This window comes from Streptomyces sp. NPDC054975, assembly GCF_053609105.1.
Genome location: NZ_JBSGWV010000004.1, coordinates 262,747 through 289,494 on the forward strand (window position 1 = coordinate 262,747; position 26,748 = coordinate 289,494).

General features: G+C 72.2%; 26 protein-coding genes. 6 read left to right on the plus strand and 20 right to left on the minus strand.

Features of this window, described 5'->3' with window-relative positions; all coding sequences use genetic code 11:
- Nucleotide 1 precedes the first annotated feature (1 nt).
- From era to ACWF79_RS07730, 6 genes are all read right to left on the minus strand, one after another.
- A complete protein-coding gene (era, locus tag ACWF79_RS07705; RefSeq protein ID WP_453727136.1) occupies nucleotides 2-943 on the minus strand; it encodes a GTPase Era in 942 nt (313 codons plus the stop codon).
- A 38-nt stretch (nucleotides 944-981) separates the two neighbouring features.
- Nucleotides 982-1,929 (minus strand): WxL protein peptidoglycan domain-containing protein, encoded by a 948-nt coding sequence (locus ACWF79_RS07710; RefSeq protein WP_453727137.1) that lies wholly within the window; start codon nucleotides 1,927-1,929, stop codon nucleotides 982-984.
- A gap of 64 nt (nucleotides 1,930-1,993) precedes the next feature.
- Complete coding sequence (locus tag ACWF79_RS07715) at nucleotides 1,994-3,337, minus strand: beta-xylosidase (RefSeq protein ID WP_453727138.1); 1,344 nt, start codon at nucleotides 3,335-3,337, stop codon at nucleotides 1,994-1,996.
- A 179-nt stretch (nucleotides 3,338-3,516) separates the two neighbouring features.
- Nucleotides 3,517-3,879, minus strand: coding sequence for a cytidine deaminase (locus ACWF79_RS07720; protein ID WP_361965658.1), 363 nt, complete (start codon nucleotides 3,877-3,879; stop codon nucleotides 3,517-3,519).
- A 27-nt stretch (nucleotides 3,880-3,906) separates the two neighbouring features.
- A complete protein-coding gene (locus tag ACWF79_RS07725; protein WP_453727139.1) occupies nucleotides 3,907-4,650 on the minus strand; it encodes a hypothetical protein in 744 nt (247 codons plus the stop codon).
- Nucleotides 4,651-4,769: 119 nt separating this feature from the next.
- Nucleotides 4,770-5,591, minus strand: a complete 822-nt coding sequence (locus tag ACWF79_RS07730; protein ID WP_453727199.1) for a helix-turn-helix transcriptional regulator — start codon at nucleotides 5,589-5,591, stop codon at nucleotides 4,770-4,772.
- Between the two features lie 159 nt (nucleotides 5,592-5,750).
- On the opposite strand from ACWF79_RS07730, the gene ACWF79_RS07735 reads away from it, so the two are divergent.
- Nucleotides 5,751-7,145, plus strand: a complete 1,395-nt coding sequence (locus ACWF79_RS07735; protein WP_453727140.1) for an MFS transporter — start codon at nucleotides 5,751-5,753, stop codon at nucleotides 7,143-7,145.
- A 43-nt stretch (nucleotides 7,146-7,188) separates the two neighbouring features.
- Here the strand turns inward: ACWF79_RS07735 and ACWF79_RS07740 are convergent, their stop codons facing one another.
- The 5 genes from ACWF79_RS07740 to ACWF79_RS07760 form a co-directional block, all read right to left on the minus strand.
- Nucleotides 7,189-7,542 (minus strand): MmcQ/YjbR family DNA-binding protein, encoded by a 354-nt coding sequence (locus ACWF79_RS07740; protein ID WP_453727141.1) that lies wholly within the window; start codon nucleotides 7,540-7,542, stop codon nucleotides 7,189-7,191.
- Nucleotides 7,532-8,839, minus strand: coding sequence for a hemolysin family protein (locus ACWF79_RS07745; RefSeq protein WP_453727142.1), 1,308 nt, complete (start codon nucleotides 8,837-8,839; stop codon nucleotides 7,532-7,534). The genes ACWF79_RS07740 and ACWF79_RS07745 overlap by 11 nt, the downstream gene beginning before the upstream one ends.
- Nucleotides 8,840-8,858: 19 nt before the next feature.
- A complete protein-coding gene (ybeY, locus tag ACWF79_RS07750; RefSeq protein ID WP_453727143.1) occupies nucleotides 8,859-9,362 on the minus strand; it encodes an rRNA maturation RNase YbeY in 504 nt (167 codons plus the stop codon).
- A gap of 11 nt (nucleotides 9,363-9,373) precedes the next feature.
- Nucleotides 9,374-10,396, minus strand: coding sequence for a PhoH family protein (locus tag ACWF79_RS07755; RefSeq protein WP_453727144.1), 1,023 nt, complete (start codon nucleotides 10,394-10,396; stop codon nucleotides 9,374-9,376).
- A gap of 175 nt (nucleotides 10,397-10,571) precedes the next feature.
- On the minus strand, nucleotides 10,572-11,687 hold the full coding sequence (locus ACWF79_RS07760; RefSeq protein WP_453727145.1) for a carbohydrate kinase family protein: 1,116 nt from the start codon (nucleotides 11,685-11,687) through the stop codon (nucleotides 10,572-10,574).
- A gap of 262 nt (nucleotides 11,688-11,949) precedes the next feature.
- Between ACWF79_RS07760 and ACWF79_RS07765 the strand changes: the two genes are divergently transcribed.
- Nucleotides 11,950-13,278, plus strand: coding sequence for an MFS transporter (locus ACWF79_RS07765; RefSeq protein ID WP_453727146.1), 1,329 nt, complete (start codon nucleotides 11,950-11,952; stop codon nucleotides 13,276-13,278).
- A 51-nt stretch (nucleotides 13,279-13,329) separates the two neighbouring features.
- Here the strand turns inward: ACWF79_RS07765 and ACWF79_RS07770 are convergent, their stop codons facing one another.
- From ACWF79_RS07770 to ACWF79_RS07790, 5 genes are all read right to left on the minus strand, one after another.
- A complete protein-coding gene (locus ACWF79_RS07770) occupies nucleotides 13,330-14,328 on the minus strand; it encodes an adenosine deaminase (protein ID WP_453727147.1) in 999 nt (332 codons plus the stop codon).
- A 10-nt stretch (nucleotides 14,329-14,338) separates the two neighbouring features.
- Entirely contained in the window at nucleotides 14,339-15,241 is a 903-nt protein-coding gene (locus ACWF79_RS07775) for a ribonuclease Z (protein ID WP_453727148.1), read from the minus strand.
- A gap of 3 nt (nucleotides 15,242-15,244) precedes the next feature.
- The gene (locus tag ACWF79_RS07780; RefSeq protein WP_453727149.1) at nucleotides 15,245-15,604 is read right to left on the minus strand and encodes a histidine triad nucleotide-binding protein; all 360 of its coding nucleotides are present in this window, start codon (nucleotides 15,602-15,604) and stop codon (nucleotides 15,245-15,247) included.
- 165 nt (nucleotides 15,605-15,769) lie between these two features.
- Nucleotides 15,770-16,855 carry a tetratricopeptide repeat protein gene (locus tag ACWF79_RS07785; protein WP_453727150.1) on the minus strand — a complete coding sequence of 362 codons (1,086 nt, stop codon included), beginning with the start codon at nucleotides 16,853-16,855 and terminating at the stop codon, nucleotides 15,770-15,772.
- Nucleotides 16,852-18,294: an ATP-binding protein gene (locus ACWF79_RS07790; RefSeq protein WP_453727151.1), complete on the minus strand. Its 1,443-nt coding sequence runs from the start codon at nucleotides 18,292-18,294 to the stop codon at nucleotides 16,852-16,854. Before ACWF79_RS07790 ends, ACWF79_RS07785 begins: the two co-directional genes overlap by 4 nt.
- A 110-nt stretch (nucleotides 18,295-18,404) precedes the next feature.
- Here ACWF79_RS07790 and ACWF79_RS07795 point away from each other — a divergent pair, with 110 nt between their 5' ends.
- Complete coding sequence (locus ACWF79_RS07795) at nucleotides 18,405-18,821, plus strand: hypothetical protein (RefSeq protein WP_453727152.1); 417 nt, start codon at nucleotides 18,405-18,407, stop codon at nucleotides 18,819-18,821.
- Here ACWF79_RS07795 and ACWF79_RS07800 read toward each other — a convergent pair.
- The 4 genes from ACWF79_RS07800 to hrcA all read right to left on the minus strand — a co-directional run bounded on the left by ACWF79_RS07800 (nucleotide 18,818) and on the right by hrcA (nucleotide 22,932).
- Nucleotides 18,818-19,561 carry a 16S rRNA (uracil(1498)-N(3))-methyltransferase gene (locus ACWF79_RS07800; protein WP_453727153.1) on the minus strand — a complete coding sequence of 248 codons (744 nt, stop codon included), beginning with the start codon at nucleotides 19,559-19,561 and terminating at the stop codon, nucleotides 18,818-18,820. The two genes, ACWF79_RS07795 and ACWF79_RS07800, sit on opposite strands and share 4 nt — an antisense overlap.
- Nucleotides 19,558-20,637: a nitronate monooxygenase gene (locus tag ACWF79_RS07805; protein WP_453727154.1), complete on the minus strand. Its 1,080-nt coding sequence runs from the start codon at nucleotides 20,635-20,637 to the stop codon at nucleotides 19,558-19,560. Before ACWF79_RS07805 ends, ACWF79_RS07800 begins: the two co-directional genes overlap by 4 nt.
- Nucleotides 20,638-20,772: 135 nt before the next feature.
- The gene (dnaJ, locus tag ACWF79_RS07810) at nucleotides 20,773-21,912 is read right to left on the minus strand and encodes a molecular chaperone DnaJ (protein ID WP_453727155.1); all 1,140 of its coding nucleotides are present in this window, start codon (nucleotides 21,910-21,912) and stop codon (nucleotides 20,773-20,775) included.
- Entirely contained in the window at nucleotides 21,913-22,932 is a 1,020-nt protein-coding gene (gene hrcA / locus ACWF79_RS07815; RefSeq protein WP_453727156.1) for a heat-inducible transcriptional repressor HrcA, read from the minus strand.
- 140 nt (nucleotides 22,933-23,072) lie between these two features.
- On the opposite strand from hrcA, the gene ACWF79_RS07820 reads away from it, so the two are divergent.
- From ACWF79_RS07820 to ACWF79_RS07830, 3 genes are all read left to right on the plus strand, one after another.
- The gene (locus tag ACWF79_RS07820; protein ID WP_453727157.1) at nucleotides 23,073-23,795 is read left to right on the plus strand and encodes an MBL fold metallo-hydrolase; all 723 of its coding nucleotides are present in this window, start codon (nucleotides 23,073-23,075) and stop codon (nucleotides 23,793-23,795) included.
- Between the two features lie 119 nt (nucleotides 23,796-23,914).
- Nucleotides 23,915-24,715 (plus strand): DUF3097 domain-containing protein, encoded by an 801-nt coding sequence (locus tag ACWF79_RS07825; protein WP_453727158.1) that lies wholly within the window; start codon nucleotides 23,915-23,917, stop codon nucleotides 24,713-24,715.
- A gap of 155 nt (nucleotides 24,716-24,870) precedes the next feature.
- Entirely contained in the window at nucleotides 24,871-26,712 is a 1,842-nt protein-coding gene (locus ACWF79_RS07830) for an eCIS core domain-containing protein (protein ID WP_453727159.1), read from the plus strand.
- Nucleotides 26,713-26,748 lie beyond the last annotated feature (36 nt).

A 26,748-nucleotide genomic window follows, 5' to 3' on the forward strand; every position in this document is an offset into this window, starting at 1 on the left:
GCTAGAACCCGAGCTTGCGCAGCTGCTTGGGGTCGCGCTGCCAGTCCTTGGCGACCTTCACGTGGAGGTCGAGGAAGACGGGGGTGCCCAGGAGCGCCTCGATGTGCTTGCGGGACTTCATGCCGACCTCCTTCAGGCGGCTGCCCTTGGGGCCGATGATGATCCCCTTCTGGCTGGGGCGCTCGATGTAGACGTTCGCGTGGATGTCGAGCAGCGGCTTGTCCGCCGGACGGTCCTCACGCGGGATCATCTCCTCGACCACCACCGCGATCGAGTGCGGCAGCTCGTCCCGTACGCCTTCCAGCGCCGCCTCGCGGATCAGCTCCGCGACCATCACCATCTCCGGCTCGTCCGTGAGGTCGCCCTCGGGGTAGAGCGGCGGGGACTCCGGAAGCAGTGGGATCAGCAGGTCGGCGACGAGCTGGACCTGCTGGTCGCCGACGGCCGAGACGGGCACGATCTCCCGCCACTCGAAGCCCAGCTCCTTGCCGAGCTGGTCGACGGCGATGAGCTGCTCGGCGAGCGTCTTGGAGTCGACCAGGTCGGTCTTGGTGACGATCGCGACCTTCGGGGTCTTCTTGATCCCGGCCAGCTCCTTGGCGATGAAGCGGTCGCCGGGGCCGAGCTTCTGGTCGGCGGGCAGACAGAAGCCGATCACGTCGACCTCCGCCCACGTCGTGCGCACGACGTCGTTCAGCCGCTCGCCGAGGAGCGTGCGCGGCTTGTGGAGGCCGGGCGTGTCCACCAGGATCAGCTGCGCGTCCGGGCGGTGCACGATGCCGCGCACCGTGTGCCGGGTGGTCTGTGGCCGGTTGGAGGTGATCGCCACCTTCTGGCCGACCAGAGCGTTCGTGAGGGTGGACTTGCCCGCGTTGGGGCGGCCGACGAAGCAGGCGAAGCCGGCCCGGTGGACGGCTTCGGAATCTTGGTTACGAGCGCTCATGGGGGCCATTCTCCCCGATGCGCGCCCCCGTCACGTACTCAGTGCCCGGCGGGGCCCCTGCGGCGCCTGACCCGCAGCCCGATCAGCGCCGCGACGCACCCGGCGAGCACGGTGGCCGCGGCCACCCACGGCAGCGCGAGGAAGGAGGCCCGCCCTGACTCCCGTACGTCCTTCGCGGTCGCTGTGAGCGTCACCTCGCCCCAGTCGAGCTGCGGCGATCCCGTCCACCGCTCGGTCAGCCGGATCTTCTGGCGGGGCAGCAGCTCGGAGGGGATCTTCGCCAGGTCGCGGGCGAGCAGGGTGCGGCCGAAGAGGCCCTCGGCACGCAGGGCGACCTTGGGGTTGAGGGTCACGTTCCCCCGGTTGTGGAGGGTGTACGAGACGACGGCGGTGGCGGTGCCCGCGCCGGGGACGAGCGGCCGGTCCTGGTCGAGCGTGACGTCCTCGACCGCGAGGGCGGGGACGGTGGGGCCGTTGACCCGGAGGTAGACCCTGGCGCCGACGGCCCGCTGGACGCCGACCGCGACCGAGCCCTGCCCGGCGGACTCCACGCGCTCGTCGAGGGCGACGACGGCGCCGGGGTGGTCGCCGGGTTCGGCGTCCTCGGGGACGGCGAGGGTGTACGGCACCGTGACGGAGGAGCGGGGCGGGACGGTCACGCGGGTGCGGTCGGGCTTGATCCAGGCTCCGGCGCCGGTCTGCTTCTCCTGGCTCGTGCGGACGGCGAAGCCGCCGTCGCGTTCGGTGTTGTACGCGTCGGCTCCGTAGAGCCGGAAGGTCAGCGGGGACCCGGTCTTGTTGGCGACGGTGACCTTGTCCCGCACGGTCGTGCCGGGGTTGGCGGAGAGGTAGAAGTACGGCCGGCTGCCGAGCTGGGAGGCGGCCGGGTAGACCGCCCACTCGCCGTTCTCGGCGGCCTGGGCGGCCGGCGCGCCGGTCAGCGTGAGCGCCGCCGCGAGGAGGAAGACGTACAGCTTGCTGCGCACGGTGCGAAGCCTCCCGGGGTTCGGAGCGGGCCGACCGGGTGCGCGCCCGGCCCGCCTGGTGTCGCTAGCTCAGGGTGAGCGTCAGGACGCCCGCGTACGAGCCGGGCGCGGTGAACGCCGGGACGTCGAGGGAGACCTGGGCGTCGACGGTGAACTCACCGCCGGTGAGCGTGCCGTTCGGCGTCGAGGCGAGGGTCGCCCCGCCGCTGCCGACCGCGCCCGCCGAGCCGGGTACGCAGGTGCTCGGGCTGCCGGCCTTGGTGGCGCAGGCCGGGGTCCAGCTGAGCGCGCCGGCGCCGATGGAGCCGCCGGGGCCGGTGAAGTCGGTGACCTTGCCGGTCAGGGACCAGCCGGCGGGGCCGCCGCGGAAGTCCTTGACCGTCACCGTCTTCAGGGCGCCGGTCGCCGCGCCGCCCTGACCGAAGTCGACGGACGACAGCTGGACCGCGTCACCGGCCTGGGTCATCGACAGTTCGCCCGCCGTGACCACCGCGTTGAGCTTCTGGCTGTTCGGCGGCGGCGGGGTGTCGTCGACGACGGTGTACGCGGCCGGTCCCGCGCCCTTCTCGGAGTCCCAGGCCGCCCCCTCGTAGGCCACGATCCCGGTGGTCGCCCTGTCCTCGACCTTCAGGCGGGCGACGAATCCGCCCTCGCTGTCGGTCGTGACGGTCATCCTGTCGGCGGTCTCCGCCGCGCCGGCCCGGCCGACGACGGTGACCTCGGCGAGCGGGGTGAACTTGGCGCCGGTCACGGTGACCCGGACGCCGGGTGCGCCGGAGGCCGCGCCGAGCGAGATGTTCCGCTCGTTGGCGCCCGGCTGCGCGCTCGCGACGACCGTCTCGGAGACGGGGGCGGGCGGGTTGAGGACCGTGCAGGGGGTGTCCAGCTCCATGATGTAGCTGGTGTGGATGTTGTAGTCACCGGGCGAGAGGGTGATCGAGCCGGGCGCGGTGACCGTGAACGTGCCGGTCATCGAGAACGGCGGGAAGGTGCCCTTGCCCGGGACGGGCGGGTTCTTCTTGGGGCCGGTGACGGTGACCGCCCCGGACTGGGCGCCACCGAGGGCGACCTTGCCGGTGGGGGTCATGATGTCGGCGGGCAGCGCCAGGTCGACGGGGTTCGAGGCGGCCGGCTTGGTGATCGTGTACGTCACCGTGACGGTGTCGCCGACCTTGGGCGTGGGCTTGTCGACGGTGATCTGGGCCTTCGTGACGCCCTCGATGGGCGGGATGCCGGCGATCGGCGGCGGGACGCAGCGGGTGGGGAACTCCACCTCCTGCGACGCGGTCCCCGACGCGCCGGCCGGGGACGCCAGCGCGCCGCCCGCGGCGAGCACGAGGGCGGTGGCACCGAGGGCGGCGGTCCAGCGCCGTCTTCGGGTCCGGGTCCGGGTGGGCGAAAGTGCCATGTGTGCCCCCTCCTGAGGGATGAGAGGGCGCCATTGACGGCTGCGGGCCAGGAGAAGTCAATGGAATCGAAATGCACCGTCTGATGACCCATCAGATGCTGTCAAGATCGGCGTTTTCCCTGGTCACAAAGGGGGCCCGGCGCGATGCCGGGCCCCCTTTGCGCGTCCGACCTCGGGCCTCAGCCCGCCGTGACCGCCGCGCGCAGCTGCCCGTCCGGGCCGGCGAGCAGCACCGGCGTGTCGGGCCCGCCGAGGTCGCGTACGGCCGCGCGGTCCTCGTCCGAGGCGGCTTCGGCGTTCGAGACGACGGCCGCGGCCTCCAGGGACCGGGCCCCACTGGCCACGGCCATCGCCACGGCGGTCTGGAGCGCGCTCAGCTTGAGCGACTCCAGAGCCACGGTCCCGGCCACGTACGTACGGCCGGTCTCGTCCCGTACCGCCGCGCCCTCGGGCACACCGTTACGGGCGCGGGCGCTGCGCGCCAGCGTGATGATCTTGAGGTCCTCGGCGCCGAGGTCGCCGTGGTCGGGCTGAAGTGTCATGCCCCGAGGATAGGTCGGGGCACGGGGTCAGCTCTGGGCGCCCTTGACGAACTTGTCGCTGGCGAGCTTGGCGAAACCGTCGAAGTCCTTGTTGCCGGCTGCGGTGGTCGGGTCGTGCGCGAGGCGGGTCATCCCCGTCCCCTGGCGGGCGACCAGCAGGTTCACCTCGGTGTTGTAACCCACCTCGGCGATGCTCAGCTTCAGCCGCAGGGCGTGCGCCTCCTCGGCGCCCTGCGGAGCGGTGAGCTTCTCGACGGTGGCCGTCACCTTCATGCCCTCCGCCCTGGCACTGAATCCCTTGCAGGTCCCCAGGGCGGTGCCCACGTTCTTGACGAACTCGGTGGCCCCGTTGCCCGGGAAGGTCAGGACCTCCTGGTTGAGCGTCGTGGTTCCGCCGTTCTCGAAGTCGCCCGAGCCACCGAGCGTCGCGCCCGAGAGCTTCTCCGCGAGCAGGCCCGCGATCGGCATGCACTCGGGCTTGTCGACCTTGGTGATGGTCGGGCCCTCCTCGGCCTTGACGGCCTTCCAACCCGATGGCAGGTCCTTCAGCTCCAGGACGCCGGCCTTCATCTGGGCGGCCGTCAGCGGCGTGGCCGGCGCCGGGGTGGCAGGCGCCGGGGCGGCCGACGTCGACTGGCCGGCGGCCGGCTTGTCGGCCGCCTTGTCCGTCTTGGTGTCGTCCTTGGCGGCGCCGCCACCGCACGCTGCGGTGAGCGAGAGGGCGGAGACGGCGAAAGCGGCGGCCAGCCCGTGGCGAATGCGAGTGTGCATGGTGAATGAGCCCTTTGCGGGTGCGAGGGTGATGGGGCAACCCGGTAACGGTGGGGGGCGACCGGATCGCGAGGAGGATATACGGGCCCCCTGACAGCGCCGTACGGCAGGAGCCCTGCTCAGCCCGCCACCGGATACATCGCCCCGCGCCGCCCCTCCGGGGAGACCAGCCACTCCAGCTTGGCCGCCGTGTCGGCCTGCGGCAGCGGGGTGTGCATGACGATCGTCAGGTCGGGGCGGGCGGGCACCCTCAGCTGGGTGGACTCCACGTGCAGGGCTCCGACGACCGGGTGGGCGATCTCCTTGCGGATCTGTCCGCCCGGGGAGATGTCCCGCCGCTCCCACAGCGCCGCGAACTCCGCGCTCGCCGCCTTCGCCTCCTCCACCACCGCGCGGAAGCCGTCGTCGTCCGGGCAGTCCGAGCAGGCGGCCCGGAACTGGGCGACGACCTGTGGGGCGAGCCGGTTCCAGTCGGTCGCCCGGGAGCGGTAGATCGGGTCGGTGAAGAACGAGACGAGGCAGTTCTGCGAGGCCTCGGGCCGCATGCCGAGGACGAGCGACGCCGACTCGTTGTACATGATCGTGTTCCAGTACACGTCCATGATGTGCGCCGGGAACGGCATCCACGCGTCGATCAGCCGCCGCAGCCCCGCGCACATGTCACGCGCCGCAGGGTCGACCTCGGGCGCGGGCGGGTTGAGCGCGGCGAGGACGTACAGATGGCGCCGCTCGGCCGGGCTGAGCCGCAGCACGCGCGCGACCGCGTCGAGGACCTGCGGGGAGACCGTGATGTCGCGGCCCTGCTCCAGCCATTGGTACCAGGAGACGCCGACGCCCGCGAGGACGGCGACCTCCTCGCGCCGCAGGCCGGGCGTGCGGCGGCGGGCCCCGCCCTCCGGGAGTCCCGCCTCGGCCGGGGTGACCCGGGCCCGACGGCTCATCAGGAACTCGCGCAGTTCGCCCAGTCGGTGTGCCTTGGCAGCATCGTTCTCGACCGCTGTGGCCACGGCGTGCTTCCTCCCCCTGGATGCCTGGTGGTGCGACCAACAGGATAAGTTCCCGCTCCCCACGGATGTTCCCGCCCGCCGAGGGTGGTGGCCATGGCAACCACCCTCACCTCCCCGAACACGACCCCGGCCCCACCGGCTCTGACCGGCCGCTCGCGGCTGATCCTCTTCGTGCTGTGCGCCGCCCAGTTCATGGTGGCGCTCGACTTCTCCGTACTGAACGTCGCGCTGCCCGTCCTCGGCGCCGACCTCGGCATGAGCCCGTCCGCGCTCCAGTGGGCGGTGACCGCGTTCGCCCTGCCGTCCGGCGGGTTCCTGCTGCTCTTCGGCCGGATCGGCGATCTGTACGGGCGCAAGAAGCTGTTTCTCGCGGGCCTCACGCTCTTCGGCGCGGCCTCGCTCCTCGCGACCTTCTCCTGGGACCCGGCCTCGTTCCTGACCGGACGGGCGCTCCAGGGCCTGGGCGCGGCGGCCATCGTGCCGACCGGCATGTCCCTGCTGACGACGACCTTCCCCGAGGGCCCGCAGCGGGCCCGTGCGCTCGGCATCTCGGGGACGCTGATGTCCCTCGGCTTCACCATCGGCATGGTGCTCGGCGGCGTCATGACCGACACCCTCGGCTGGCGCTCCACGATGGCGCTGCTGGCCCTGTTCAGCCTGATCGTGCTGCCCCTCGCGCCCGGTGTGCTGCGCGAGTCGCGGACCGCCGACCGGCCGCGCCTCGACGTGCCCGGCGCGGTGACGGTGACCGGCGGACTGCTCGCCGTGATCTACGCCCTGTCGACGGCGGCCGAGCACGGCTTCGGCGGCGCGGACGTCCTGGTCAGCCTGGTGGGCGGCGTCCTGCTGCTCGTGGCGTTCGCGGTGGTCGAGTCCCGGCACGAGTCCCCGCTCGTCTCGCTGCCGATGCTGCGCCGTCGCACGGTGGCCTTCGGCAACCTGGGCGGGCTCGTCACCTTCTCGATGATGTCCACGGTCGTCTTCGTACTGACCCTGTACCTCCAGGAGACGCTGGGCCTCTCGGCCTTCGGCACCGGCCTGGTCTTCGGTGTGCAGGGCGTCCTGTCGGTGTTCGCCGGGTCGATGGCCGCGAAGGTCATCGGCCGGTTCGGCGCCCGCCGCACGCTGGCGGTCGCCCTGCTCGGTCAGGGCGTGTTCGTGGCGGCGCTGCTCGGCCTCGGCACGGAGTCGGGCGCGGTGTACGCGACGGTCGGCGTCTCGCTGGCGAGCATGTGCCACCTGGCGGCGATCATCTCGTACGGCGTGACCGTCACTTCCGGCGTGCCGGACGAGGAGCAGGGCCTGGCGACCGGTCTGGTGACGACGACCCAGCAGGTCGGCATCACCGTCGGCATCCCGCTGCTCGGCGTCCTCGCGACGACCGGCCCGAGCCTGTACGACGGGGTGCGCACGGTCCTCGCCGTCGACGCGGCGATCGTGGTGGCGGCGGCCCTCATGATCGCCCTCGGCCTGCGGCGGCGCGCGTAAAAGATCGAGGCGGCCGGTCGCGGTGCTGAGGCAGGCCGCGGTGCTAAGGCCGGTCGAGGCGGAGCCGTACCGCCTTCGGCAGGCCGGCGACCACCAGGTCGTACGAGTCCTCGACGAGCTCCCTGACCATGCGGTCCGGGAGCTCGCCGACCGTCACCGTGTTCCAGTGCCGCTTGTTCATGTGGTAGCCCGGCGCGATCGCCGGGTACTCCTCGCGGAGCCGGACCGCCTCCTCCGGCTCGCACTTGAGGTTGACCCGCAGCGGCCGGCCGTCGAGCCAGGACAGCGCGAACATCTTCCCGGCCACCTTGAAGACGGAGGTGTCGGGCCCGAAGGGGAACTCCTCCGTCGCGTCGTTGAACTCCAGGCAGAAGGCGCGCAGCTGCTCAGGCGTCATCCGGCGTCCCTTCGGGATGGGCCCGTACGGGCTCCACGAGCACCGTCACGATCTTGTTCCGGCGGCCCGCCGGGGACTCGGCGGTCAGCCGCAGCGGACGCCCGTCGGGCAGTTCCACGACCGCCGTGGCACCGGCGATCGGCACCCGTCCGAGCGCCTTGGCGAGGAGTCCGCCGACGGTCTCGACGTCCTCGTCGTCGTACTCGTCCGGGCCGAAGCCGTAGAGCTCGCCGAGGTCGCCGATGTCGAGGCGGGCGGTGACGCGGTGGCGGTCGTCGCCGAGCTCCTGGACCGGCGGCAGCTCGCGGTCGTACTCGTCGGTGATCTCGCCGACGATCTCCTCCAGGATGTCCTCGATGGTGACGATCCCGGCGGTGCCGCCGTACTCGTCGATGACGACGGCGACGTGGTTGCGTTCCTGCTGCATCTCGCGCAGCAGGTCGCCCGCGTTCTTGGTGTCCGGCACGAAGGCGGCCGGACGCATCGCCGTCGACACCAGGTCCGACTCGGCGTCGCGGTTGATGTGCGTCTTGCGGACCAGGTCTTTCAGATACACGATGCCGACGACGTCGTCCTCGTTCTCGCCCGTCACCGGGATCCGGGAGAAGCCGGAGCGCAGCGCGAGGGTGAGGGCCTGCCGGACGGTCTTGTACCGCTCGATGGCGACGAGATCGGTGCGCGGCACCATGACCTCCCGTACGAGCGTGTCGCCGAGCTCGAAGACGGAGTGCACCATCCGGCGCTCGTCGTCCTCGATCAGCGACTCCTGCTCGGCCAGGTCGACCATCGCCCGCAGCTCGGCCTCGGAGGCGAAGGGGCCCTTGCGGAAGCCCTTGCCGGGGGTGAGCGCGTTGCCGATCAGGATGAGCAGCTGCGGGATCGGGCCCATGATGCGGGCCAGTGGCAGCAGCACGTAGGCGGCGGCGGTCGCCGTGTTCAGCGGGTGCTGCCGGCCGATGGTGCGCGGCGAGACGCCGACGGCGACGTAGCTGACGAGCACCATCACGGCGATGGCGACGAGCAGCGCCTCCCAGGTCTCGGGGAACTCCTCCAGGCACGCGTACGTGACGAGGACGCCTGCCGCCATCTCGCAGGCGACGCGGACGAGCAGCGCCACGTTGAGGTAGCGGGTGGGGTCGGAGGCGACCTGCGTCAGCTTCTCGGCGCCGCGCCGTCCGGACCGGACGGCCTCGGCGGCGCGGAAGCTGGAGACGCGGGCGATGCCGGCCTCGGCGCAGGCGGCGAGCCAGGCGACGATCACCAGCGCGACCGCTCCGAGGATGAGCGATGCGTTCATCGGGGGCCCGGTCCCCGGGTCAGGAGACGGTGGGCGCCGGGGACGGGCCGGTCAGGCCCTTCTCCGCGCGCCAGCCGTCGACGATCGCCGCCTGGAGGCCGAACATCTCGGCCTTCTCGTCCGGCTCCTCGTGGTCGTAGCCGAGCAGGTGCAGCACTCCGTGGACGGTGAGGAGCTGGAGCTCCTCGTCCATGGAGTGCTGCGTCGGCGCGTCCTTGCCCTGCTGGGTGGCGACCTCGGGGCAGAGCACGATGTCGCCGAGGAGCCCCTGCGGGGGCTCCGCGTTGTCGTCGTCCTTCGACGGCGGGCGCAGCTCGTCCATCGGGAAGGACATGACGTCCGTCGGGCCCGGCAGGTCCATCCACTGCATATGGAGCTGCTCCATCGCGTCCGCGTCCACGACGATCACCGAGAGCTCGGAGAGCGGGTGGATGCGCATCCGCGCGAGGGCGTAGCGGGCGATGTCGAGGATCGCCTGCTCGTCGACCTCGGTTCCGGACTCGTTGTTGACGTCGATCGACATGGTGCTGGTGGCTACTTCCCGTTTCGGCTGTCGTACTGCTCGTACGCGTCGACGATACGGCCGACGAGCTTGTGCCGGACGACATCCTGGGAGGTGAGCATCGAGAAGTGGACGTCCGGGACCCCGTCCAGGATGTCCCGGACCTGGCGGAGACCGCTCTTCGTGCCGCCGGGCAGGTCGACCTGGGTGATGTCACCGGTGATGACGATCTTGGAATCGAAGCCGAGGCGGGTGAGGAACATCTTCATCTGCTCGGGGTTCGTGTTCTGCGCCTCGTCCAGGATGATGAACGCGTCGTTGAGCGTCCGTCCGCGCATGTACGCCAGCGGCGCGACCTCGATCGTGCCCGAGGCCATCAGCTTCGGGATCGAGTCGGGGTCGAGCATGTCGTGCAGCGCGTCGTAGAGCGGCCGCAGGTAGGGGTCGATCTTCTCGTAGAGCGTGCCGGGCAGGAAGCCGAGCCGCTCGCCCGCCTCGACGGCCGGCCGGGTCAGGATGATCCGGGTGACCTGCTTGGACTGCAGGGCCTGGACCGCCTTGGCCATGGCCAGATACGTCTTGCCGGTGCCCGCGGGGCCGATGCCGAAGACGATCGTGTGTTTGTCGATCGCGTCGACGTACCGCTTCTGGTTGAGGGTCTTGGGGCGGATGGTGCGGCCGCGGCTGGAGAGGATGTTCTGCGTGAGCACCTCGGCCGGGGTCTCCTGGCCTGCCTCCGCACTGCCGTTCTCGCTCGCCCTGAGCATGGCGATCGAGCGTTCCACTGCGTCCTCCGTCATCGGCTGTCCGGTGCGGAGCACCAGCATCATCTCGTCGAACAGGCGCTGGATGAGGGCTACTTCGCCCGCCTCTCCAGCAGCGCTGACCTGGTTGCCCCGGACATGGATGTCGGCCTTCGGGAACGCCTTCTCGATCACACGCAGGAGCGCGTCACCGGAACCGAGGACGGTCACCATCGGATGCTTGGCGGGGACGGTGAACAGGGCGCGGGTCTCGCCCGGCGCGCCGTTGGGGGCTGTGGGTGTCTGAGTCATGGGCCGGCACTGTGGCCTGCACATACCTCCTGTTGCAGGGTTCTCGCCGCTCGACAACCTCTGGATACCAAGCCTACGACTTGTCACTGACAAGGCCGAAGGCTTTTCCGAGGGGGCGGTCCGAGCGGCGGCCACGAGGACCGGCCTGAGCGGCGGGGCCGGGCGCGAGTGGCGGCTACGAGGGGGCGGCGCGGAACCCGATGGTCGGGACGGCCCGGCGCAGCGGCCAGGGGCGCGTGGCGGCCGGGAGGAGGCGTTCCAGGAAGGCGTAGCGGGCGCGGAGGGCCTCGGGGTCCTGGCAGACGTGCTCCTGGACGTGCTCCCACCAGGCGGCGACCTCGCCCCAGCCGGGGGCGGAGAGCGAGCCGCCGAACTCCTGGACGGAGAGCGCGGCGATCAGCCCGGCGAAGGCCAGCCGGTCGGCCAGGGGCCAGCCGGCGAGCGTCCCGGTGACGAACCCGGCCACGAAGACGTCCCCGGCGCCCGTCGGGTCGAGTGCGGAGACCTCGATGGCGGGCACCTCGGCGGTCTCGCCGGTGGCGCCGTCGACCGCGTACGCGCCCTCGGCACCCAGGGTGACCACCGCGTAGCGGACCTTGTCGGCGAGCGCCCGCGCGGCGGCCCTGGGGCAGTCGGTGCGGGTGTAGCGCATGGCCTCCTGGGCGTTGGGCAGGAAGGCCTCGCAGTGCTCCAGGTCGGCCAGTCCCGCCAGGTCCCAGCGGCCGGTGTCGTCCCAGCCGACGTCGGCGAAGACCTTCGCGCCGCCCCGCGCGGCCTGGGCGACCCACCCCTCGGCCCGGCCCGGCACGAGCGAGGCGACGGCGGCGCGGGCGTGCGGCGGGTAGGCGGGCAGAGCGCCGTCCAGGGGCGGGGCCTCGTGGCCGTGGGAGACCATCGTGCGCTCGCCCTCGTACGCCATGGAGACGGTGACCGGGGAGTGCCAGCCGGGCACGGTCCGGGAGAGCGAGAGGTCGATGCCCTCGCCCTGCTCCAGGGCGTCCCAGCAGTACTCGCCGTAGTGGTCGTCCCCGAAGGCGGCGGCGAGCGAGGTGTGCAGGCCGAGGCGGGCGAGCGCGGTGGCCATGTTGGCGACGCCGCCGGGGCTGGACCCCATGCCCCGGGCCCAGGACTCGGTGCCGCGCACGGGGGCGCTGTCGAGGCCGGTGAAGATGATGTCGAGGAAGACCGTGCCGGTGAGGAAGACGTCGCAGGCGGGGTCGGTGGGCTCGCGCAGGCGCACCAACGGGTCGACTCCCGCGTCGTGTTGCTGGTCTCCTCGTGCTGTGGTCACGGCTTGCTCCCGTCCGTGGTGCTGACCAGGCCAGTGTGCCTGATGGGGGCGGAGCGACAGGGGTGACGCCGACAGAAAACCGCGCACGCGTACCCGGCGAGCACACCCCCAAACCCCATAGTGACCCAGATCACAAATTGAATGGGGGCTTTCCTTCCTCTTCGGGCTTCTCGGGGCCCTCGCCCGCTTGATACACATGTCCCGCGATCCCGTGCAACACCGGGCGCTCCACCCCACCTTCCCCCCGTTCTCTGGAACGCCCATGTCGTCGCGCCCGCGCGCCCTGGGGCCCCTCGTGGCCCTGTTCACGGCCGGTTACCTCGCTCCGTACCTGCTCCCCACCGTCGTCGGCAGACTCTCCGCCGGACTCGGCCTCACCCCGGCCCAGGCGGGCCTGGTCGGCTCGGTCCTGCTGCTCGCCTCCGCCTCGGCCGGCTTCACCCTGGCCGCGCGCGTGGACCGGATCGGCCCGCGCCGACTGGCCCGGTGCGGCCTCGCCGCGATGTGCCTGGGCTACGGCTCCGCGGCGCTGACCGCGACCGTTCCTCTGGTGGTCGGCGGCGCGGTCGTCGGCGGCTTCGGCTCCGGTACGGCCCTCGCGGTGGCCGCCGCGGGCATCGCGGCCCAGCGGGACCCTCACCGGGCCTCCACGCTCGGCCTGCTCACGGTCTCGGCGACGGCGGGCGCTCTCTATCTCACCCTTCCCCACCTCGGCGGGGGCCACGAGCTGCCGTTCGCGTCGATCGCGCTGGCGGCGGCGCTGGTCTGGCCGCTGACGGGCGGTCTCGGCCGCGGGTTCGAGGGGGCGTCGCCGAGGGCCGAGGGGGCTCTCGGGGGCTCCCCGCTCCCCCACCGGCGCTCGGGCCTGGTGCTCGCCGCCGCGATCCTGTGCTGGTCCATGGCCCAGAACGCCCTCTGGGGCGTGAGCGGCCGGATCGGGCTCACCCAGGCCGGCCTGAGCGAGGTCACCGTCGGTGCCGTGTTCGCGGTGGCCCTGGGCGCCGGGCTCGCGGGCGTCACGGCGGCCGGGGCGCTCGGCTCACGCCTGGGCCGGGCGGCGCCGATCGGGGCGGGCACGGCGATCATCGCCGTGTGCGTCCTCGTCAGCTCGGGCGCGGAGAGCCTGCTGTCGTTCGCGACCGGCGAGATCCTGTGGAACCTCTTCTACCCGGTCGTCCTGTCGTACCTGTTCGGCCTCGCCGCCTCCCTGGACCCGCGCGGGCGGTGGGCGGTGCTGGTGGGCTCGGCGTCGTCGCTGGGCGTGGCCGTCGGCCCGGTCACCGGCAGCGTCCTGTCCGAGCAGGCCGGGTACCCGGGCATGGGCCTGGTCCTGTGCGCCCTGCTCCTGCTGGCGGCGGCCCCCATGACGGCGGTCGCCCTCCACACCTCCGGCCGCCCCCTTGTCCCCGGCTCGATCCGCCGCCGCGGCGGCGCCCCGGCGGCGGTCCTTGCGGGCACGACGGGTTCGACGACGGGCCTGGTGCCGCAGATGGGCGCCCCGGAACAGGAGGTCACGGAGATCCCGGTCCCCACGGGCCCCCAAGCGGCCCAGCGCTCCTTCCACCTGGCCCGCCCGAGCGACCGGGGCTGACCACCGGAGCTCTTCAGCCGGCGCCTCCGCCCCCGGCCCACCCCACCCGCCTTACGCCCCCTCGAACTCGTAGGCCTCCACCTCGGCGAGGTACCGCGCCCGGCGCTCCTCCTCGTCGTCCAGGAACGCCGCCTCGAACGAGTTCCGCGCCAACGTCCGCAGTTGCTCGCGGTCCAGCCCCAACGCCCCCCGCACCGCCCCGAACACATCCCCCACGTACCCCCCGAAGTACGCCGGATCGTCCGAGTTCACCGTCGCCACGAGCCCCGCCTCCAGCATCGCCGCCAGCGGGTGGTCCTCCAGGACGTCGATCGCCCGCAGCCGTACGTTCGACAGCGGGCAGAGGGTGAGCGGGATCCGGTCGCGCACCAGGCGGGACACCAGCTCCGGGTCCTCCATGCAGCGCAGCCCGTGGTCGACGCGCTCCACGCCCAGGACGTCCAGCGCCTCGCGGATGTACTCCGGCGGGCCCTCCTCGCCCGCGTGGGCGACCTTGCGCAGGCCGAGCGCCTCGGCCGCCGCGTACACCTCGCGGAACTTCGACGGCGGGTGGCCGACCTCCGCCGAGTCCAGGCCGACGCCCGTGATCCGGTGCAGATACGGCTTCGCGGCCTCAAGCGTCGCCATCGCCGACCCGGCGGACTCGTCCCGCAGGAAGCACATGATCAGCCGCGTCGAGACGCCGTGCCGCTCCTCGGCCCGGTCCAGCGCGGCGGCCAGGCCCTCCACGACCGTCCCCATCGGCACACCCCGCGCGATGTGCGCCTGCGGGTCGAAGAAGATCTCGGCGTGCCGCACGCCCTGCGCCGCCGCCCGCGCCAGATACGCGTCGGCCATCTCGGTGAAGTCCCGCTCCGTGCGCAGGACGGCCATCAGCTCGTAGTACAGGTCCAGGAAGGACTGCAGATCGCTGAAGCGGTACGCCTCGCGCAGCTCGTCGGTGTCCGCGTACGGGAGCGTGACGCCGTTGCGCGCGGCCAGCGCGAACGCGAGCTCGGGTTCGAGGGTGCCTTCGACGTGGAGGTGGAGTTCGGCCTTGGGGAGGGGCATGGTGGTTCGTCTATCTCTTGGGGAGGGGGACCCGCATCAGGTCCTGGGCAATGCTCAGCTCGCCGTCGAACCCGGCCGCCCGCGCCTGCCGTTCGAACGCGGCGGGATCGTCGTACCGCTGCGAGAAGTGCGTCAGGACCAGGTGCCGCACCCCCGCGTCCCGCGCGACGGCAGCGGCCTGGCCCGCCGTCAGATGGCCGTGGTCGGTGGCGAGCCGGACGTCCTCGTCGAGGAACGTCGACTCGATGACGAGCATGTCGGCCCCCTCCGCGAGCGCGTGCACGCCGTCGCAGAGCCGGGTGTCCATGACGAACGCGAACCGCTGCCCGCGGCGCACCTCGCTCACCGACTCCAGCGTCACGCCGTTCAGGACGCCCTCACACTGGATGCGGCCGACGTCCGGGCCCTTGATGCCGTGCGCGGCGAGCCGCTCGGGCAGGATGCGGCGCCCGTCGGGCTCGACGAGCCGGTAGCCGTACGACTCGACGGGGTGCGAGAGCCGGTACGCGTCCAGGGTGTACGCGTCGGTGACGGCGAGGGGCCCGTCGGCGGCCACCGGGGCCTCCGTCAGCTTCACCGTCTCGCGGTAGGCCGTCGCGTACCGCAGCCGCTCGAAGAAGCGCTGCCCGCTCGCCGGGTAGTGCGCGGTGACCGGGTGCGGGACCTGGTCGAGGTTGATCCGCTGGATCACGCCCGCCAGGCCCAGCGAGTGGTCGCCGTGGAAGTGCGTCACGCAGATCCGGTCGATGTCGTGCGCGGCGACGCCGGCCCGCAGCATCTGACGCTGGGTGCCCTCGCCGGGATCGAACAGGACGCCCTGCCCGTCCCAGCGCAGCAGATAGCCGTTGTGGTTGCGGTGCCGGGTCGGGACCTGACTGGCGGTCCCGAGCACGACGAGTTCACGTACGGACACGGCTTATCCGGGGGGCCAGTTGAGGCCGCGGCCGCCGAGGACGTGCGCGTGGGCGTGGAAGACGGTCTGACCCGCGCCGACCCCGGTGTTGAAGACGATCCGGAATCCCGTGCCGTCGACCTTCTCCTGCGCGGCGATCTCGCCGGCCTCGCGCAGCACGTCGGCGGCGATGGTCGGCGCGGCGGCGGCGAGGCTCGCGGCGTCGGGGTAGTGGACGCGCGGGATGACGAGCACGTGCGTGGGCGCCTGCGGGTTGATGTCCCGGAAGGCGAGGGTCGTCTCCGTCTCACGCACGATCGTCGCCGGAACCTCCCCGTCCGCGATCTTGCAGAACAGGCAGTCGCTCTGCGGCTCTCCGGTCATGGCCCGGGCCTCCTCGCCGTCGGTGATCAGCTACGCGGGCATCGTATCGGCCACGTGCCCGCCCACGCCGGACGGCTTCACCGCCCGGGGCGACGAGGCCGGCGGCCTGCTCGTACCGCCCGGCGTCGAAGAGCGCGTCGGCCCTCTCCAGGAGGGGGCCGTTCATCAGACCTTGTTCCGGTCGTGGGTGATGCTGAGCAGGTTCGGTACGAGCCCCAGCCAGAAGAGGACCTGGGGGATCGTGCGGTCGGTCCAGGGCACGAGGACGATCAGCAGGGCGCAGAGCGTGGCGAGGGTGGCCTGGCCGAGGACGATGCGCGCCCAGACCTTCCGCCGTACGAGGTCCCGTACGGTCAGCCGCACGCCGGCACGCATCCGCAGGTAGCGTCGCCAGGCGCCGAAGCCCCACACCGCCGCCATCAGCGCGAGCGCCCAGAGCCGGGTGCCGAGGTGGATCGGGAGCTCCTTCGGCTCCTCGCCGTCGGTGGGGAAGATGTCGGCGGTCACGCCCGCCATGACCAGACAGAGCAGGGCGAGCCAGCGGGTGCCGCGCAGCATCCGGTAGACGGCCTGGTCGAGGTCGCGGCGCAGCCAGTTGGCGTTCGGAGCGGCGGCGAGACCGCCCGCGTACAGGTCGGCGGCCTGGGCGGCGGACGTGCCGGGCTTGGCGGCCTCGCGCTCGGTGGCCTCGGTGACGGCGAGGGTGTTGGTGGGGTCGATCCGCAGGAGCTGCCGGACGGCCTCGTCGCGGAGGTCGGGGCGCTGGTTGAAGAGGGCGAGCTTGTACAGCGCCTCCCACGCGCGGGTCTCGTCCGGCCCGAGCCGGACGGCCTCCTGCGCCTCCGCGAGCCCCTCGGCGATCGCGGCCGCGTCGCCTCCGGGGACCCGGTCCCGTACGAAGGGCATCAGCTCGGCCCGCACGGCGCGCGGCGCCCAGTAGTCCGGGTCGAGGCGGATGGTCTCGCGCATCGCCTCCTCGGCGTCGTGGGCCCGCCCGAGTCTGCGGAGCAGGACGCCGCGGATGTAGTGCCCGAAGGCGAAGTCGGGTGCGTGGGTCAGCGCCTCGTCGGCAGCGGCGAGGCCCTCGTCGAACCGCTCCGCGAGCAGGTGGCAGCGGGCGAGCAGCACAAGGGCGTCGGGGTCGTCGGGGGCCTCGGCGAGGTACTGGGCGACCCGTTCCCGGCTCTGCTCGTACCGGCCCATCCCGTAGAGCAGCTCGGCCTGTTCGAGCTGGGGGTGCGTCACGCTCACAGCTTCCGCTTCTTCTTCAGGTAGGTGACCAGGTCGTCGTAGATCCCGCCGTCGTTGGCGAACATCGCCACATTGCGGGCCGCGGCGAACCAGGATTCGCTGGACGGCCGGATCTGCTTGGCGGCGCCGAGCAGATCCTTCATGTTGATCATGCGTACGGTGCCGGTACGGGCGGAGTCGAGGAGCGCGGACTCGGCGGCCGACTCGCAGACGTGAGCGAGATCGGCACCGGAGAAGTCCTCGGTGGCCTTGACGAGTCTGCCCAGGTCGACCGATTCGATGGGGCGTTCGCGCAGGTGGTAGCGGAGGATCGCCTCGCGCGCCGGGGCGTCGGGCGGCAGGACGAGCAGGGTGCGGTCGAGGCGGCCGGGCCGGCGCAGCGCGAGGTCCACGTCCCAGGGGACGTTGGTGGCGGCGAGGACGAAGACGCCCTCGTTCTCGGCGCCGTCGACGCCGTCGAGCTCGGTGAGGAGCTGGTTGACGACGTTGCGCATTCCGGTGTGGCGCGTGTGGGAACGCTTGGCGCCGAGGGCGTCGAGCTCGTCGAGGAAGATGACGCAGGGAGCCTGGGCGCGGGCCGCCTTGAAGAGGTCGTGGACGTTCTTCTCGGACGTGCCCAGGTACATGTCGAGGATGTCGGAGAGCGAGATCGAGATGAAGCTCGCGTCGAGCTCGCCGGCGACCGCCCGGGCGATGAACGTCTTGCCGCAACCGGGCGGGCCGTAGAGGAGCAGGCCGCCGCGGAGCGACTTCCCGTACAGCTTGCGAAGTTCGGGGTTGCGCATCGGGGCGAGGAAGGCGGCCTCCAGGCGGTCCTTGACCTCCTGCATGCCGCCGACGTCGGCGAGGCGTACGGAGCCGGGCCGTTCGATGTCCAGGTCCGAGGCGTCGTCGGCGTCGCCGCTCCCGTCGGCGGTGAGGGGCTGCTCAAGACCGGCGGTCTCACCGGTGACGAACCGGGGCCCGACGAGATCCCCGACCTCCTGCTCGGCCGCCTTCCAGTCGAAGCCGGGGGCGCCGGTGGGGGTTTCGGCCTTGGCTTCGGCGGGTGCTTCGACCTTGGCTTCGGCCTGGACTTCGGCGGGTGCTTCGGCAGCGACCTCGGCCGGAGCTTCCGCCGGGACTTCGGCCGCGACCTCGGCCGGAGCTTCGGCCGGGACTTGGGCCGGGACTTCGGCGGGAGCCTCCTGGGACGGAATGGAGGCGGCAGGCGCGGCAGGCGCGGGCGCGGCGGGGAGGCCCATCGCGCGGACCATCAGGGCGCGGGCCGCCTCGTCGCCGGGCGCGTGCTGGAGTGCGACGGCCGCCTCCGTGACGGCCTCGTCGCCCCGCCCCTCCGCGAGGAGCAGTTCGGCGAAGTGGAGCCGCAGGGGTACGTCTTCGGGCGCGGCGGCGAGCGCGGCGCGCAGACTACGGATCAGGGGAGACTCGTCGGACATGCGGCCCAGCCTAGGGAGCGGCCCGGCCGCCGCGGCCACCGGGTTCCGGCTGCCCGACGCGCCCGAAAAGAACGGGCGAGGCGCACAGCGCCCCGCCTAGGGTGCCGGGCATGAGACGTGAACGAGTGCCGCGCAGGCTCGTGGTGGACGGGACCGTCTGGCTGTGGTCGGTGGGGCACCAGCACACACCGGGCCGCACACCCCTCGGCCCCGATTACCCGGACTGTCGCGAATTGCTGACCCTGCGTCGGGCGGACGACCGGCACGCCCAGCTGCGCCTTGTGTTCCCGACGGGGCAGGGGCGTTTGGCGTCGAACGGGACGGGGGCGGCCGGCACGGTCGGCACCCCGTCCGGCCCCGACCTGAACCTCCACGAGCCGGGCGCCGTCCGCCGGTTGCTCGACGAGGCCGCGGCCCGCGGCCTGCTGCCGGTCCCGCACGGGATCACGGAGGTGGACGGCTGGCCGCTGTTCGACGCGGTGGTGGCACAGCAGGAGGCGACCGTGTCGCCTCAGGAGGCGGACTAGCTCCAGCGGCCCGTACGGCCCAGGAGCAGCGCGGTCGCCGCCGTACCGGCCGTGGAGGTACGAAGGACGCTGCGGCCCAGCCGGTACGGCTTCGCGCCGGCCGCCTCGAACGCCGCCAACTCCTCGGGGGAGACGCCCCCTTCGGGTCCGACGACGAGCACGATCTCGCCCTCGGCGGGGAGTTCGGCGTCGGCGAGCGCGCCGCTGGGGTGGTCCCGGTCCTCGTGCAGGACGGCGGCGAAGTCGGCGCCCGCGAGGAGCGCGGCGACCTGCTTGGTGGTCATCGCGTCGGCGACCTCGGGGAAGCGGGTGCGGCGCGACTGCTTACCGGCCTCGCGCGCGGTCGCCCGCCACTTCGCGAGGGCCTTCAGGCCCCGGTCGCCCTTCCACTGGGTGATGCAGCGGGACGCGGCCCACGGCACGATCGCGTCGACCCCCGTCTCCGTCATGATCTCGACGGCCAGTTCGCCCCGGTCGCCCTTGGGCAGCGCCTGGACGACGGTGATACGGGGCGCGGGCTCGGCCTCCTCGTACGTGGCCGAGACCTGCACGGTCAGCTGGTCCTTGCCCTCGGCACCGAGCACCACGCAGTCCGCCCAGGTGCCCCGCCCGTCGGTGAGGACGACCTCCTCCCCCGCCCGCAACCGCTTCACGGAGACGGCATGGCGGCCCTCGGGGCCGTCGAGGAGGAAGGTGCCGGTGCCGGGGACGGCCTCGACGACGAAGACGGGTGCGGTCATGAGGCGGTACTCCTGTGGGCCTGCGCGGTCAGTGCGGTGTCGAGTTCGGCGGCCAGCACCTCGACGAGCTGGCCGGCGGGAAGGTCGCGGGCCAGCCGGTGCCCCTGGCCGGCCCACAAGGCCATGCCCTGCGCGTCACCGGCGGTCGCGGCGGCCTTGCGGAGCGGGGCGGTGAGGTGGTGGACCTCGGGATAGGCGGCGGGGGCGTACGGCCCGTGCTCGCGCATGAAGCGGTTGACGAGCCCGCGGGCGGGGCGGCCGGAGAACGCGCGGGTGAGTTCGGTCCGGACGAAGAGCGGGTTGGTCAGGGCCTGCTTGTGCAGCGCGTGGGCGCCCGATTCGGGGCACACCAGGAACGCGGTGCCGAGCTGGGCGGCGTCGGCGCCGGCGGCGAGGGCGGCGGCGATCTGGGCGCCGCGCATGATCCCTCCGGTGGCGACGATCGGCAGCCGCACGGCCTCCCGGACCTGGGTGACGAGCGTGAGCAGCCCGGTCCCTGCGAGGGCGGCGTCCGGGTCGTCGCGGTGCGTGCCCTGATGGCCGCCGGCCTCGACGCCCTGGACGCAGACGGCGTCGGCACCGGCCCGCTGGGCGGCCTGGGCCTCTTCGGCGGAGGTGACGGTGACGATCGTGAACGTACCGGCGCGGGCGAAGGCCTCGACGATGTCCCGGTCCGGGCAGCCGAAGGTGAACGAGACGACGGGGACCGGGTCCTCCAGGAGGATCGCGAGCTTGGCGTCGTAGGCGTCGTCGCGCCCGCTGTCGGCGTCGCCGAGGTCCGTCTCGTACCAGGCGGCCTCTCCGGCGAGCTGGTGCCGGTACACCTCGACGGCGGCGGGGTCGGCGGGCTGTCCGCCCGGCGGCATGAAGAGGTTCACACCGAAGGGCTGCCCGGTCAGCCCGCGCACCTGCTTGATCTCCTGGTACAGCCCGCCCGCGGTCTTGTACCCCCCGGCGAGAAACCCGAGCCCACCGGCCTCGCACACCGCCCCGACGAGCTGCGGGGTGGAGGCGCCACCCGCCATGGGTGCCTGCACGATCGGGTAACGGGAGAGATCGGTCAGCGCGGTGGACATGCAGGCATGGTGCCATGCCGGGAGTCGGCGTCCGAATCCATGGTTCCGGGTACGCCGAAGGGCGACACCCGCACCATGCGGACGCCGCCCCTCCGTAGGCCTACCGCCCCCGTGGACGATCCCCGGCAGGCGCGCCTACCGCCCGTTGAACGCGTCCTTCAACCGCGAGAACAACCCCTGCTGACCCGGCTGGAACTGACCCGTCGGCCGCTCCTCGCCCCGCAGCTTGGCCAGTTCGCGCAGCAGCCGCTCCTGCTCGGCGTCGAGCTTCGACGGGGTCGTCACCTCGACGTGGACGATCAGGTCGCCGCGTCCGCCGCCGCGCAGGTGCGTGATGCCGCGACCGTGCAGCGGGATCGACTGGCCGGACTGGGTGCCCGGGCGGATGTCGACCTCCTCGAGCCCGTCGAGCGTCTGCAGCGGCACCTTCGTGCCGAGCGCGCCCGCCGTCATCGGGATGGTGACCGTGCAGTGCAGGTCGTCGCCGCGCCGCTGGAAGGTCTCGTGCGGGACCTCGTGGATCTCCACGTACAGGTCGCCCGCCGGGCCGCCGCCCGGGCCGACCTCGCCCTCGCCGGCCAGCTGGATACGCGTGCCGTTGTCGACACCTGCCGGGATCTTGACCGTGAGCGTCCGGCGGGACCGGACCCGGCCGTCACCCGCGCACTCGGGGCACGGGGTCGGGACGACGGTGCCGAAGCCCTGGCACTGCGGGCAGGGGCGGGAGGTCATGACCTGGCCAAGGAAGGACCGGGTGACCTGGGAGACCTCACCGCGACCGCGACACATGTCACAGGTCTGGGCGGAGGTGCCGGGCGCGGCGCCCTCACCCGAGCACGTCGTACAGACGACGGCCGTGTCGACCTGGATGTCCTTCGTGGTGCCGAAGGCCGCCTCGTTGAGGTCGATCTCCAGCCGGATCATCGCGTCCTGGCCGCGACGGGTGCGCGAGCGCGGCCCGCGCTGCGACGCCGTACCGAAGAACGCGTCCATGATGTCCGAGAAGTTCCCGAAGCCGCCCTGGCCGAAGCCGCCGGCTCCGCCGCCACCGCCCGAGGCGGACAGCGGGTCGCCGCCGAGGTCGTAGACCTGCTTCTTCTGCGGGTCCGACAACACCTCGTACGCGGCGTTGATCTCCTTGAAGCGCTCCTGCGTCTTCGGATCGGGATTCACATCCGGGTGCAGCTCGCGCGCGAGCCGCCGGAATGCCTTCTTGATCTCGTCCTGGGACGCGTCGCGGCGTACGCCAAGCGTGGCGTAGTAGTCCGTGGCCACTTACGACTCCGCCAGGATCTGTCCGACGTAACGTGCCACTGCGCGTACCGCTCCCATCGTTCCGGGGTAGTCCATGCGGGTCGGTCCGACCACGCCGAGTTTGGCGACTGCCTCGTCGCCCGAACCGTAGCCGACCGCGACGACGGACGTGGAGGTGAGGCCCTCGTGGGCGTTCTCATGCCCGATCCGTACGGTCATGCCCGAGTCCTTGGCCTCGCCGAGCAGCTTGAGGAGCACGACCTGCTCCTCCAGCGCTTCGAGCACAGGCCTGATCGTGAGGGGGAAGTCATGTCCGAAGCGGGTGAGATTGGCGGTACCGCCGATCATCAGCCGCTCCTCGTGCTCTTCCACCAGGGTTTCGAGCAGGGTCGCGAGCACCGTCGAGACCGTCCCGCGGTCCTCCGTCTCCTCGAAGGACTCCGGGAGATCCTGCACCAGCTGCGGCACGTCCGCGAAACGGCGACCGACGACCCGGCTGTTGAGCCGGGCGCGCAGGTCGGCCAGGGAGGTCTCGCCGAACGGCGCCGGGCAGTCGATGACGCGCTGCTCGACCCGGCCGGTGTCCGTGATGAGCACGAGCATCAGCCGGGCGGGGGCGAGGGCGAGCAGCTCCACGTGCCGGACCGTCGAGCGGGTCAGCGACGGGTACTGCACGACGGCGACCTGGCGGGTCAGCTGCGCGAGCAGCCGGACCGTGCGTCCGACGACGTCGTCGAGGTCGACGGCCCCGTCGAGGAAGTTGTGGATCGCGCGCCGCTCGGGCGTCGACAGCGGCTTGACGCCGGCGAGCCGGTCGACGAAGAGGCGGTACCCCTTGTCGGTCGGGATGCGTCCGGCGCTGGTGTGAGGCTGGGCGATGTAGCCCTCGTCCTCCAGGACGGCCATGTCGTTGCGCACGGTGGCCGGCGAGACGCCGAGCTTGTGGCGCTCCGTGAGCGCCTTGGAGCCGACCGGCTCCTCCGTCCCGACGTAGTCCTGGACGATGGCGCGCAGCACCTCGAGTCTGCGTTCGCTGAGCATCGCGCACACCTCCAGCTGTCGTATCGGTTGCTCCCCTTTGGCACTCGCCCTGTCCGAGTGCCAGGAATCCCCCGGCCAGTGTACGGCGGCGGGCATCGCTCCTGGCAAGGAGGCGGGGTGGTAGCCGCTAGCGTCGGGGTATGGACTTCGCTTGGGAAGAGTTCGGCTGGGAGCGGCTCGCGGACGGAGTGGGCCGGCGCCGGCTGCCGGTCTGGGACGCCACGGTGGGCCTGGTGGTGGGGGAACGGGCGGTACTGCTGTACGACACGGGCTCCACGCTCCGGGAGGGGAGGGAGCTGCGCGCTCAGGTGGAGGCGCTGACGGGCGGACGAAGAGTGACGCACATCGCACTGAGCCACCCGCACTTCGATCATGTGCTGGGCACGGCGGCGTTCGCGGAGGCGGAGGTGTACGGGGCCGTGGGCGTGCCGGAGCTGCTGCGGCGGGAGAGGGACGCGCTGCGGGCGGACGCGGTACGGCAGGGGGTCGCCGCGACGGAGGCGGCCGAGGCGGCGGACGTCCTGGTGGCGCCGCGGCACGTGGTCTCCGGGGAGTGGACGCTGGACCTGGGCGGCCGGCAGGTACTGCTCGCGAACGTGGGCCCGGGCCACACGGCCCATGACCTGGTGCTGCTGGTGCCGGACGGGCGGGAGGTGGTCTTCTGCGGCGACCTGGTGGAGGAGTCGGGGGAACCGCAGGCCGGCCCGGACGCGATCCCGTCCCGCTGGCCGGACGCGCTGGACCGGCTGCTGGCCCTGGGCGGGGAGGACGCGCTGTACGTCCCGGGCCACGGGGCGGTGGTGGACGCTGCGTACGTACGACGCCAACGCGCGGAACTGGCACGCCGCTTCTCCGTCGCATAACGTCCCCCAAATGCGCAGCCACAACCCGGACCTGACGCCCCCTTGATTGCGTTACCCGGGGGGCGACCCCCGGACCCCCAGCGGAACCACCACGCCCGGCCCCGGATGGAATCGAGCCCATGCGTAGCTACAACCCCGACCTGACGCCCCCTTGGAAGCGATCCGCCCCGGTGCCGGAGGTGCCGGCGGAGGTGGACCTCGTGGTGGAGGAGGTGTCGACGGGCTTCTGCGGGGCGGTGATCCGCTGCGAGGCGGGCACGGTGACGCTGGAGGACCGCTTCGGCAAGCACCGGGTGTTCCCGATGGAACCGAGGGGCTTCCTGCTGGAGGGCAAGGTGGTGACGCTCGTGCGCCCGTCGACCGGGCCGGCGCGGCCGACGCGCACGGCCTCGGGCTCGGTCGCGGTCCCGGGCGCGCGGGCGCGGGTGGCGCGGGCGGGCCGGATCTACGTGGAGGGCCGGCACGACGCCGAGCTGGTGGAACGGGTCTGGGGCGACGACCTGCGCATCGAGGGCGTCGTGGTGGAGTACCTGGAGGGCATCGACGACCTCCCGGCGATCGTCGCGGACTTCGCTCCGGCGGCGGACGCGCGCCTGGGCATCCTGGTCGACCACCTGGTCCCGGGCTCGAAGGAGTCACGGATCGCGGCGCAGGTCTCCTCCCCCGACGTCCTGATCGTCGGCCACCCGTACATCGATGTCTGGGAGGCGGTGAAGCCGGCGTCGGTAGGCATTCCGGCCTGGCCGTCGGTCCCTCACGGCCAGGACTGGAAGACGGGCGTCTGCCGGGCCCTCGGCTGGCCGGAGAACACCGGCGCGGCCTGGCAGCACATCCTGTCGAAGGTCCACACGTACAAGGACCTGGAACCGTCCCTCCTGGGCCGGGTGGAAGAACTGATCGACTTCGTGACAGCGCCCTAGAGCGTGTCGCGGGCGACGTCCTCCGGGCACGCCGCCGCGTACGGCAGCGTGTTCTGCCCCCTTGCCCCTGCCACGCTGCCCTTCCGTACCTGGTCAGGGTGGCCGGCCACCGCGTAGACAGGGGGAGTTGGATTCCTGCCCGGGGAGGCATTCTCTTGCACGACCGAGACAACGCCACAACCGCCACGGCCGAGAACGGCCGCGTAACGGCCCGCACGCCGGCGGCCGCGTCGCCCGCGCAAGCCCACGTCCCCGCGGCGGAATCGCGCGTGCAGGGCCAGGGCCTCCTCGCCCTGCAGCGCACGGCCGGGAACGCCGCGGTCGTCCAGATGCTGCGCCAGGCGGGCCACGTCACGGGCAACGCCGCAGATCACGTCACGGACCAGGAAGGGCACCGGCACGGGGCAGGGTGCGGCCACGGGGCCGAGCAGCCGGCCGTGCAGCGGTCGGCCGTCCACGACGTCCTGCGCTCCGGTGGTCGGCCGCTGGACGACGCCACCCGCACCGACATGGAGTCCCGCCTCGGCGCGGACTTCTCCGACGTACGCATCCACGACAACGCCGCGGCCAGGGCCTCCGCCGACGAAGTGGGCGCCCGCGCCTACACCTCCGGCAGCCACGTCGTCATCGGCGCCGGCGGCAACGACCGGCACACCCTCGCCCATGAACTCACCCACGTCATTCAGCAGCGGCAGGGGCCCGTCAGCGGCACCGACAACGGTTCCGGACTCAGGGTCTCCGACCCGTCGGACCGGTTCGAACGCGAAGCGGAAGCCAACGCGACCCGGGTCCTTTCCCGGCCTCCCGCGCACGTGAGCGAGGGCGCCTCTGCCCACCCTGAACCGTCCGTGTCCGCCTCGGTGCCGGGCGCCGCGCCGGTCCAGCGGGCAGCGGCCGACTACCGGTCCGAGTTCGACAGCGCCTCGGTGGGTACGGAGCAGGAACTCAGCGGCGTCAGGATGGCCAAGAAGAAGAACGCGAGCTCCCAGATCGCCGAGATCTGGCACGGCAAGGAACTCCTGCTGGAGATCACCACGGACATCGGGGGGCAGGAGGCGTTCGGGGCGGCGGGCTTCTTCGACTACACGCTGGAGATGAAGGCCACGCCGGCCGAGTACGAGAACGCGGCGGCCTGGGGCCTGCGGCAGCGGGCGTTCCGGCATGCGGTGGAAAGGTTCAACGCCCTCGCGCGGGAGCCGGGAGGCGGCGCGCTCGTGGCGGAGAAGTTCGGTGAGGAAGGCGAGTTCGAGCTCAAGGTCAACATCGCGGACCACAAGGTGCACGCCACCTTCGACAGGGGCGGGGTCAGCGGCAGCAGCGACCAGGTGACCCTGGGCATTGCGGCGGAGGACGTGGGGACCGACACCGAGATGGCCAAGCTGGTCGCCACAGGCGCCCGCTGGTACAGGAGCGACGCGGGCGGCCCGCTCACCGCCGAGCTCGGGGAACCCGAGAAGGCCCAGCGGGTCTATTCCTACATCGTTTCCGCGATGACCCATCTGGCGGAGCTGGTCGAGCGCAACAAGCTGTACATGGACGGCTTGGCGCCGGAGGTCTACCGGAACAACCTGTTCGACTCGCCCGTCAAGAACAGTTGGGGCGTCCTGCCCAGGACACCGCCCTGGGACATGCTGAACATTCTCGCCGCGGGCGACCGGGCGGCGGTCCAGCAGGCGATCAGGCAGTACGTACCGCCGGGCATTTCCGAAGCCGTGTGGAACGCGGCGAAGGCTCACATCATCACGAAGCAGTCGCTCGCCGGTCATGATCAGCGCACTCCCAAGATCGGCGGCAAGCAGGGCGCCCTCTTCGAATTCCGATCAGCGGTCCCCTACGAACTGCGGGACGCGATCCACCGTGTCGACGGCAGCGAGTGGCCCTCTTCGGGCGACCGGCAGGCACCCTTGCCGGAGATCCCCGAAGAACTGGCCAAGGCCCTTCGCCGCCGGGCGGGCCATGTCTCGGACTCGGACTCCGAAACGGACGACGACTGGTAGATCGGCGGGAGACGACCGGCACCGCTCGAAGCGGTC

What these genes read in the sequence shown, in the direction of transcription:
- era (WP_453727136.1), bottom strand. Translation starts at nt 943, where the DNA reads ATGAGCGCTCGTAACCAAGATTCCGAAGCCGTCCACCGGGCCGGCTTC.
- ACWF79_RS07715 (WP_453727138.1), bottom strand. Translation starts at nt 3,337, where the DNA reads ATGGCACTTTCGCCCACCCGGACCCGGACCCGAAGACGGCGCTGGACC.
- ACWF79_RS07720 (WP_361965658.1), bottom strand. Translation starts at nt 3,879, where the DNA reads ATGACACTTCAGCCCGACCACGGCGACCTCGGCGCCGAGGACCTCAAG.
- ACWF79_RS07725 (WP_453727139.1), bottom strand. Translation starts at nt 4,650, where the DNA reads ATGCACACTCGCATTCGCCACGGGCTGGCCGCCGCTTTCGCCGTCTCC.
- ACWF79_RS07730 (WP_453727199.1), bottom strand. Translation starts at nt 5,591, where the DNA reads ATGAGCCGTCGGGCCCGGGTCACCCCGGCCGAGGCGGGACTCCCGGAG.
- ACWF79_RS07735 (WP_453727140.1), top strand. Translation starts at nt 5,751, where the DNA reads ATGGCAACCACCCTCACCTCCCCGAACACGACCCCGGCCCCACCGGCT.
- ACWF79_RS07740 (WP_453727141.1), bottom strand. Translation starts at nt 7,542, where the DNA reads ATGACGCCTGAGCAGCTGCGCGCCTTCTGCCTGGAGTTCAACGACGCG.
- ACWF79_RS07745 (WP_453727142.1), bottom strand. Translation starts at nt 8,839, where the DNA reads ATGAACGCATCGCTCATCCTCGGAGCGGTCGCGCTGGTGATCGTCGCC.
- ybeY (WP_453727143.1), bottom strand. Translation starts at nt 9,362, where the DNA reads ATGTCGATCGACGTCAACAACGAGTCCGGAACCGAGGTCGACGAGCAG.
- ACWF79_RS07755 (WP_453727144.1), bottom strand. Translation starts at nt 10,396, where the DNA reads ATGACTCAGACACCCACAGCCCCCAACGGCGCGCCGGGCGAGACCCGC.
- ACWF79_RS07765 (WP_453727146.1), top strand. Translation starts at nt 11,950, where the DNA reads ATGTCGTCGCGCCCGCGCGCCCTGGGGCCCCTCGTGGCCCTGTTCACG.
- ACWF79_RS07770 (WP_453727147.1), bottom strand. Translation starts at nt 14,328, where the DNA reads ATGCCCCTCCCCAAGGCCGAACTCCACCTCCACGTCGAAGGCACCCTC.
- ACWF79_RS07780 (WP_453727149.1), bottom strand. Translation starts at nt 15,604, where the DNA reads ATGACCGGAGAGCCGCAGAGCGACTGCCTGTTCTGCAAGATCGCGGAC.
- ACWF79_RS07790 (WP_453727151.1), bottom strand. Translation starts at nt 18,294, where the DNA reads ATGTCCGACGAGTCTCCCCTGATCCGTAGTCTGCGCGCCGCGCTCGCC.
- ACWF79_RS07795 (WP_453727152.1), top strand. Translation starts at nt 18,405, where the DNA reads ATGAGACGTGAACGAGTGCCGCGCAGGCTCGTGGTGGACGGGACCGTC.
- ACWF79_RS07800 (WP_453727153.1), bottom strand. Translation starts at nt 19,561, where the DNA reads ATGACCGCACCCGTCTTCGTCGTCGAGGCCGTCCCCGGCACCGGCACC.
- ACWF79_RS07805 (WP_453727154.1), bottom strand. Translation starts at nt 20,637, where the DNA reads ATGTCCACCGCGCTGACCGATCTCTCCCGTTACCCGATCGTGCAGGCA.
- hrcA (WP_453727156.1), bottom strand. Translation starts at nt 22,932, where the DNA reads ATGCTCAGCGAACGCAGACTCGAGGTGCTGCGCGCCATCGTCCAGGAC.
- ACWF79_RS07820 (WP_453727157.1), top strand. Translation starts at nt 23,073, where the DNA reads ATGGACTTCGCTTGGGAAGAGTTCGGCTGGGAGCGGCTCGCGGACGGA.
- ACWF79_RS07825 (WP_453727158.1), top strand. Translation starts at nt 23,915, where the DNA reads ATGCGTAGCTACAACCCCGACCTGACGCCCCCTTGGAAGCGATCCGCC.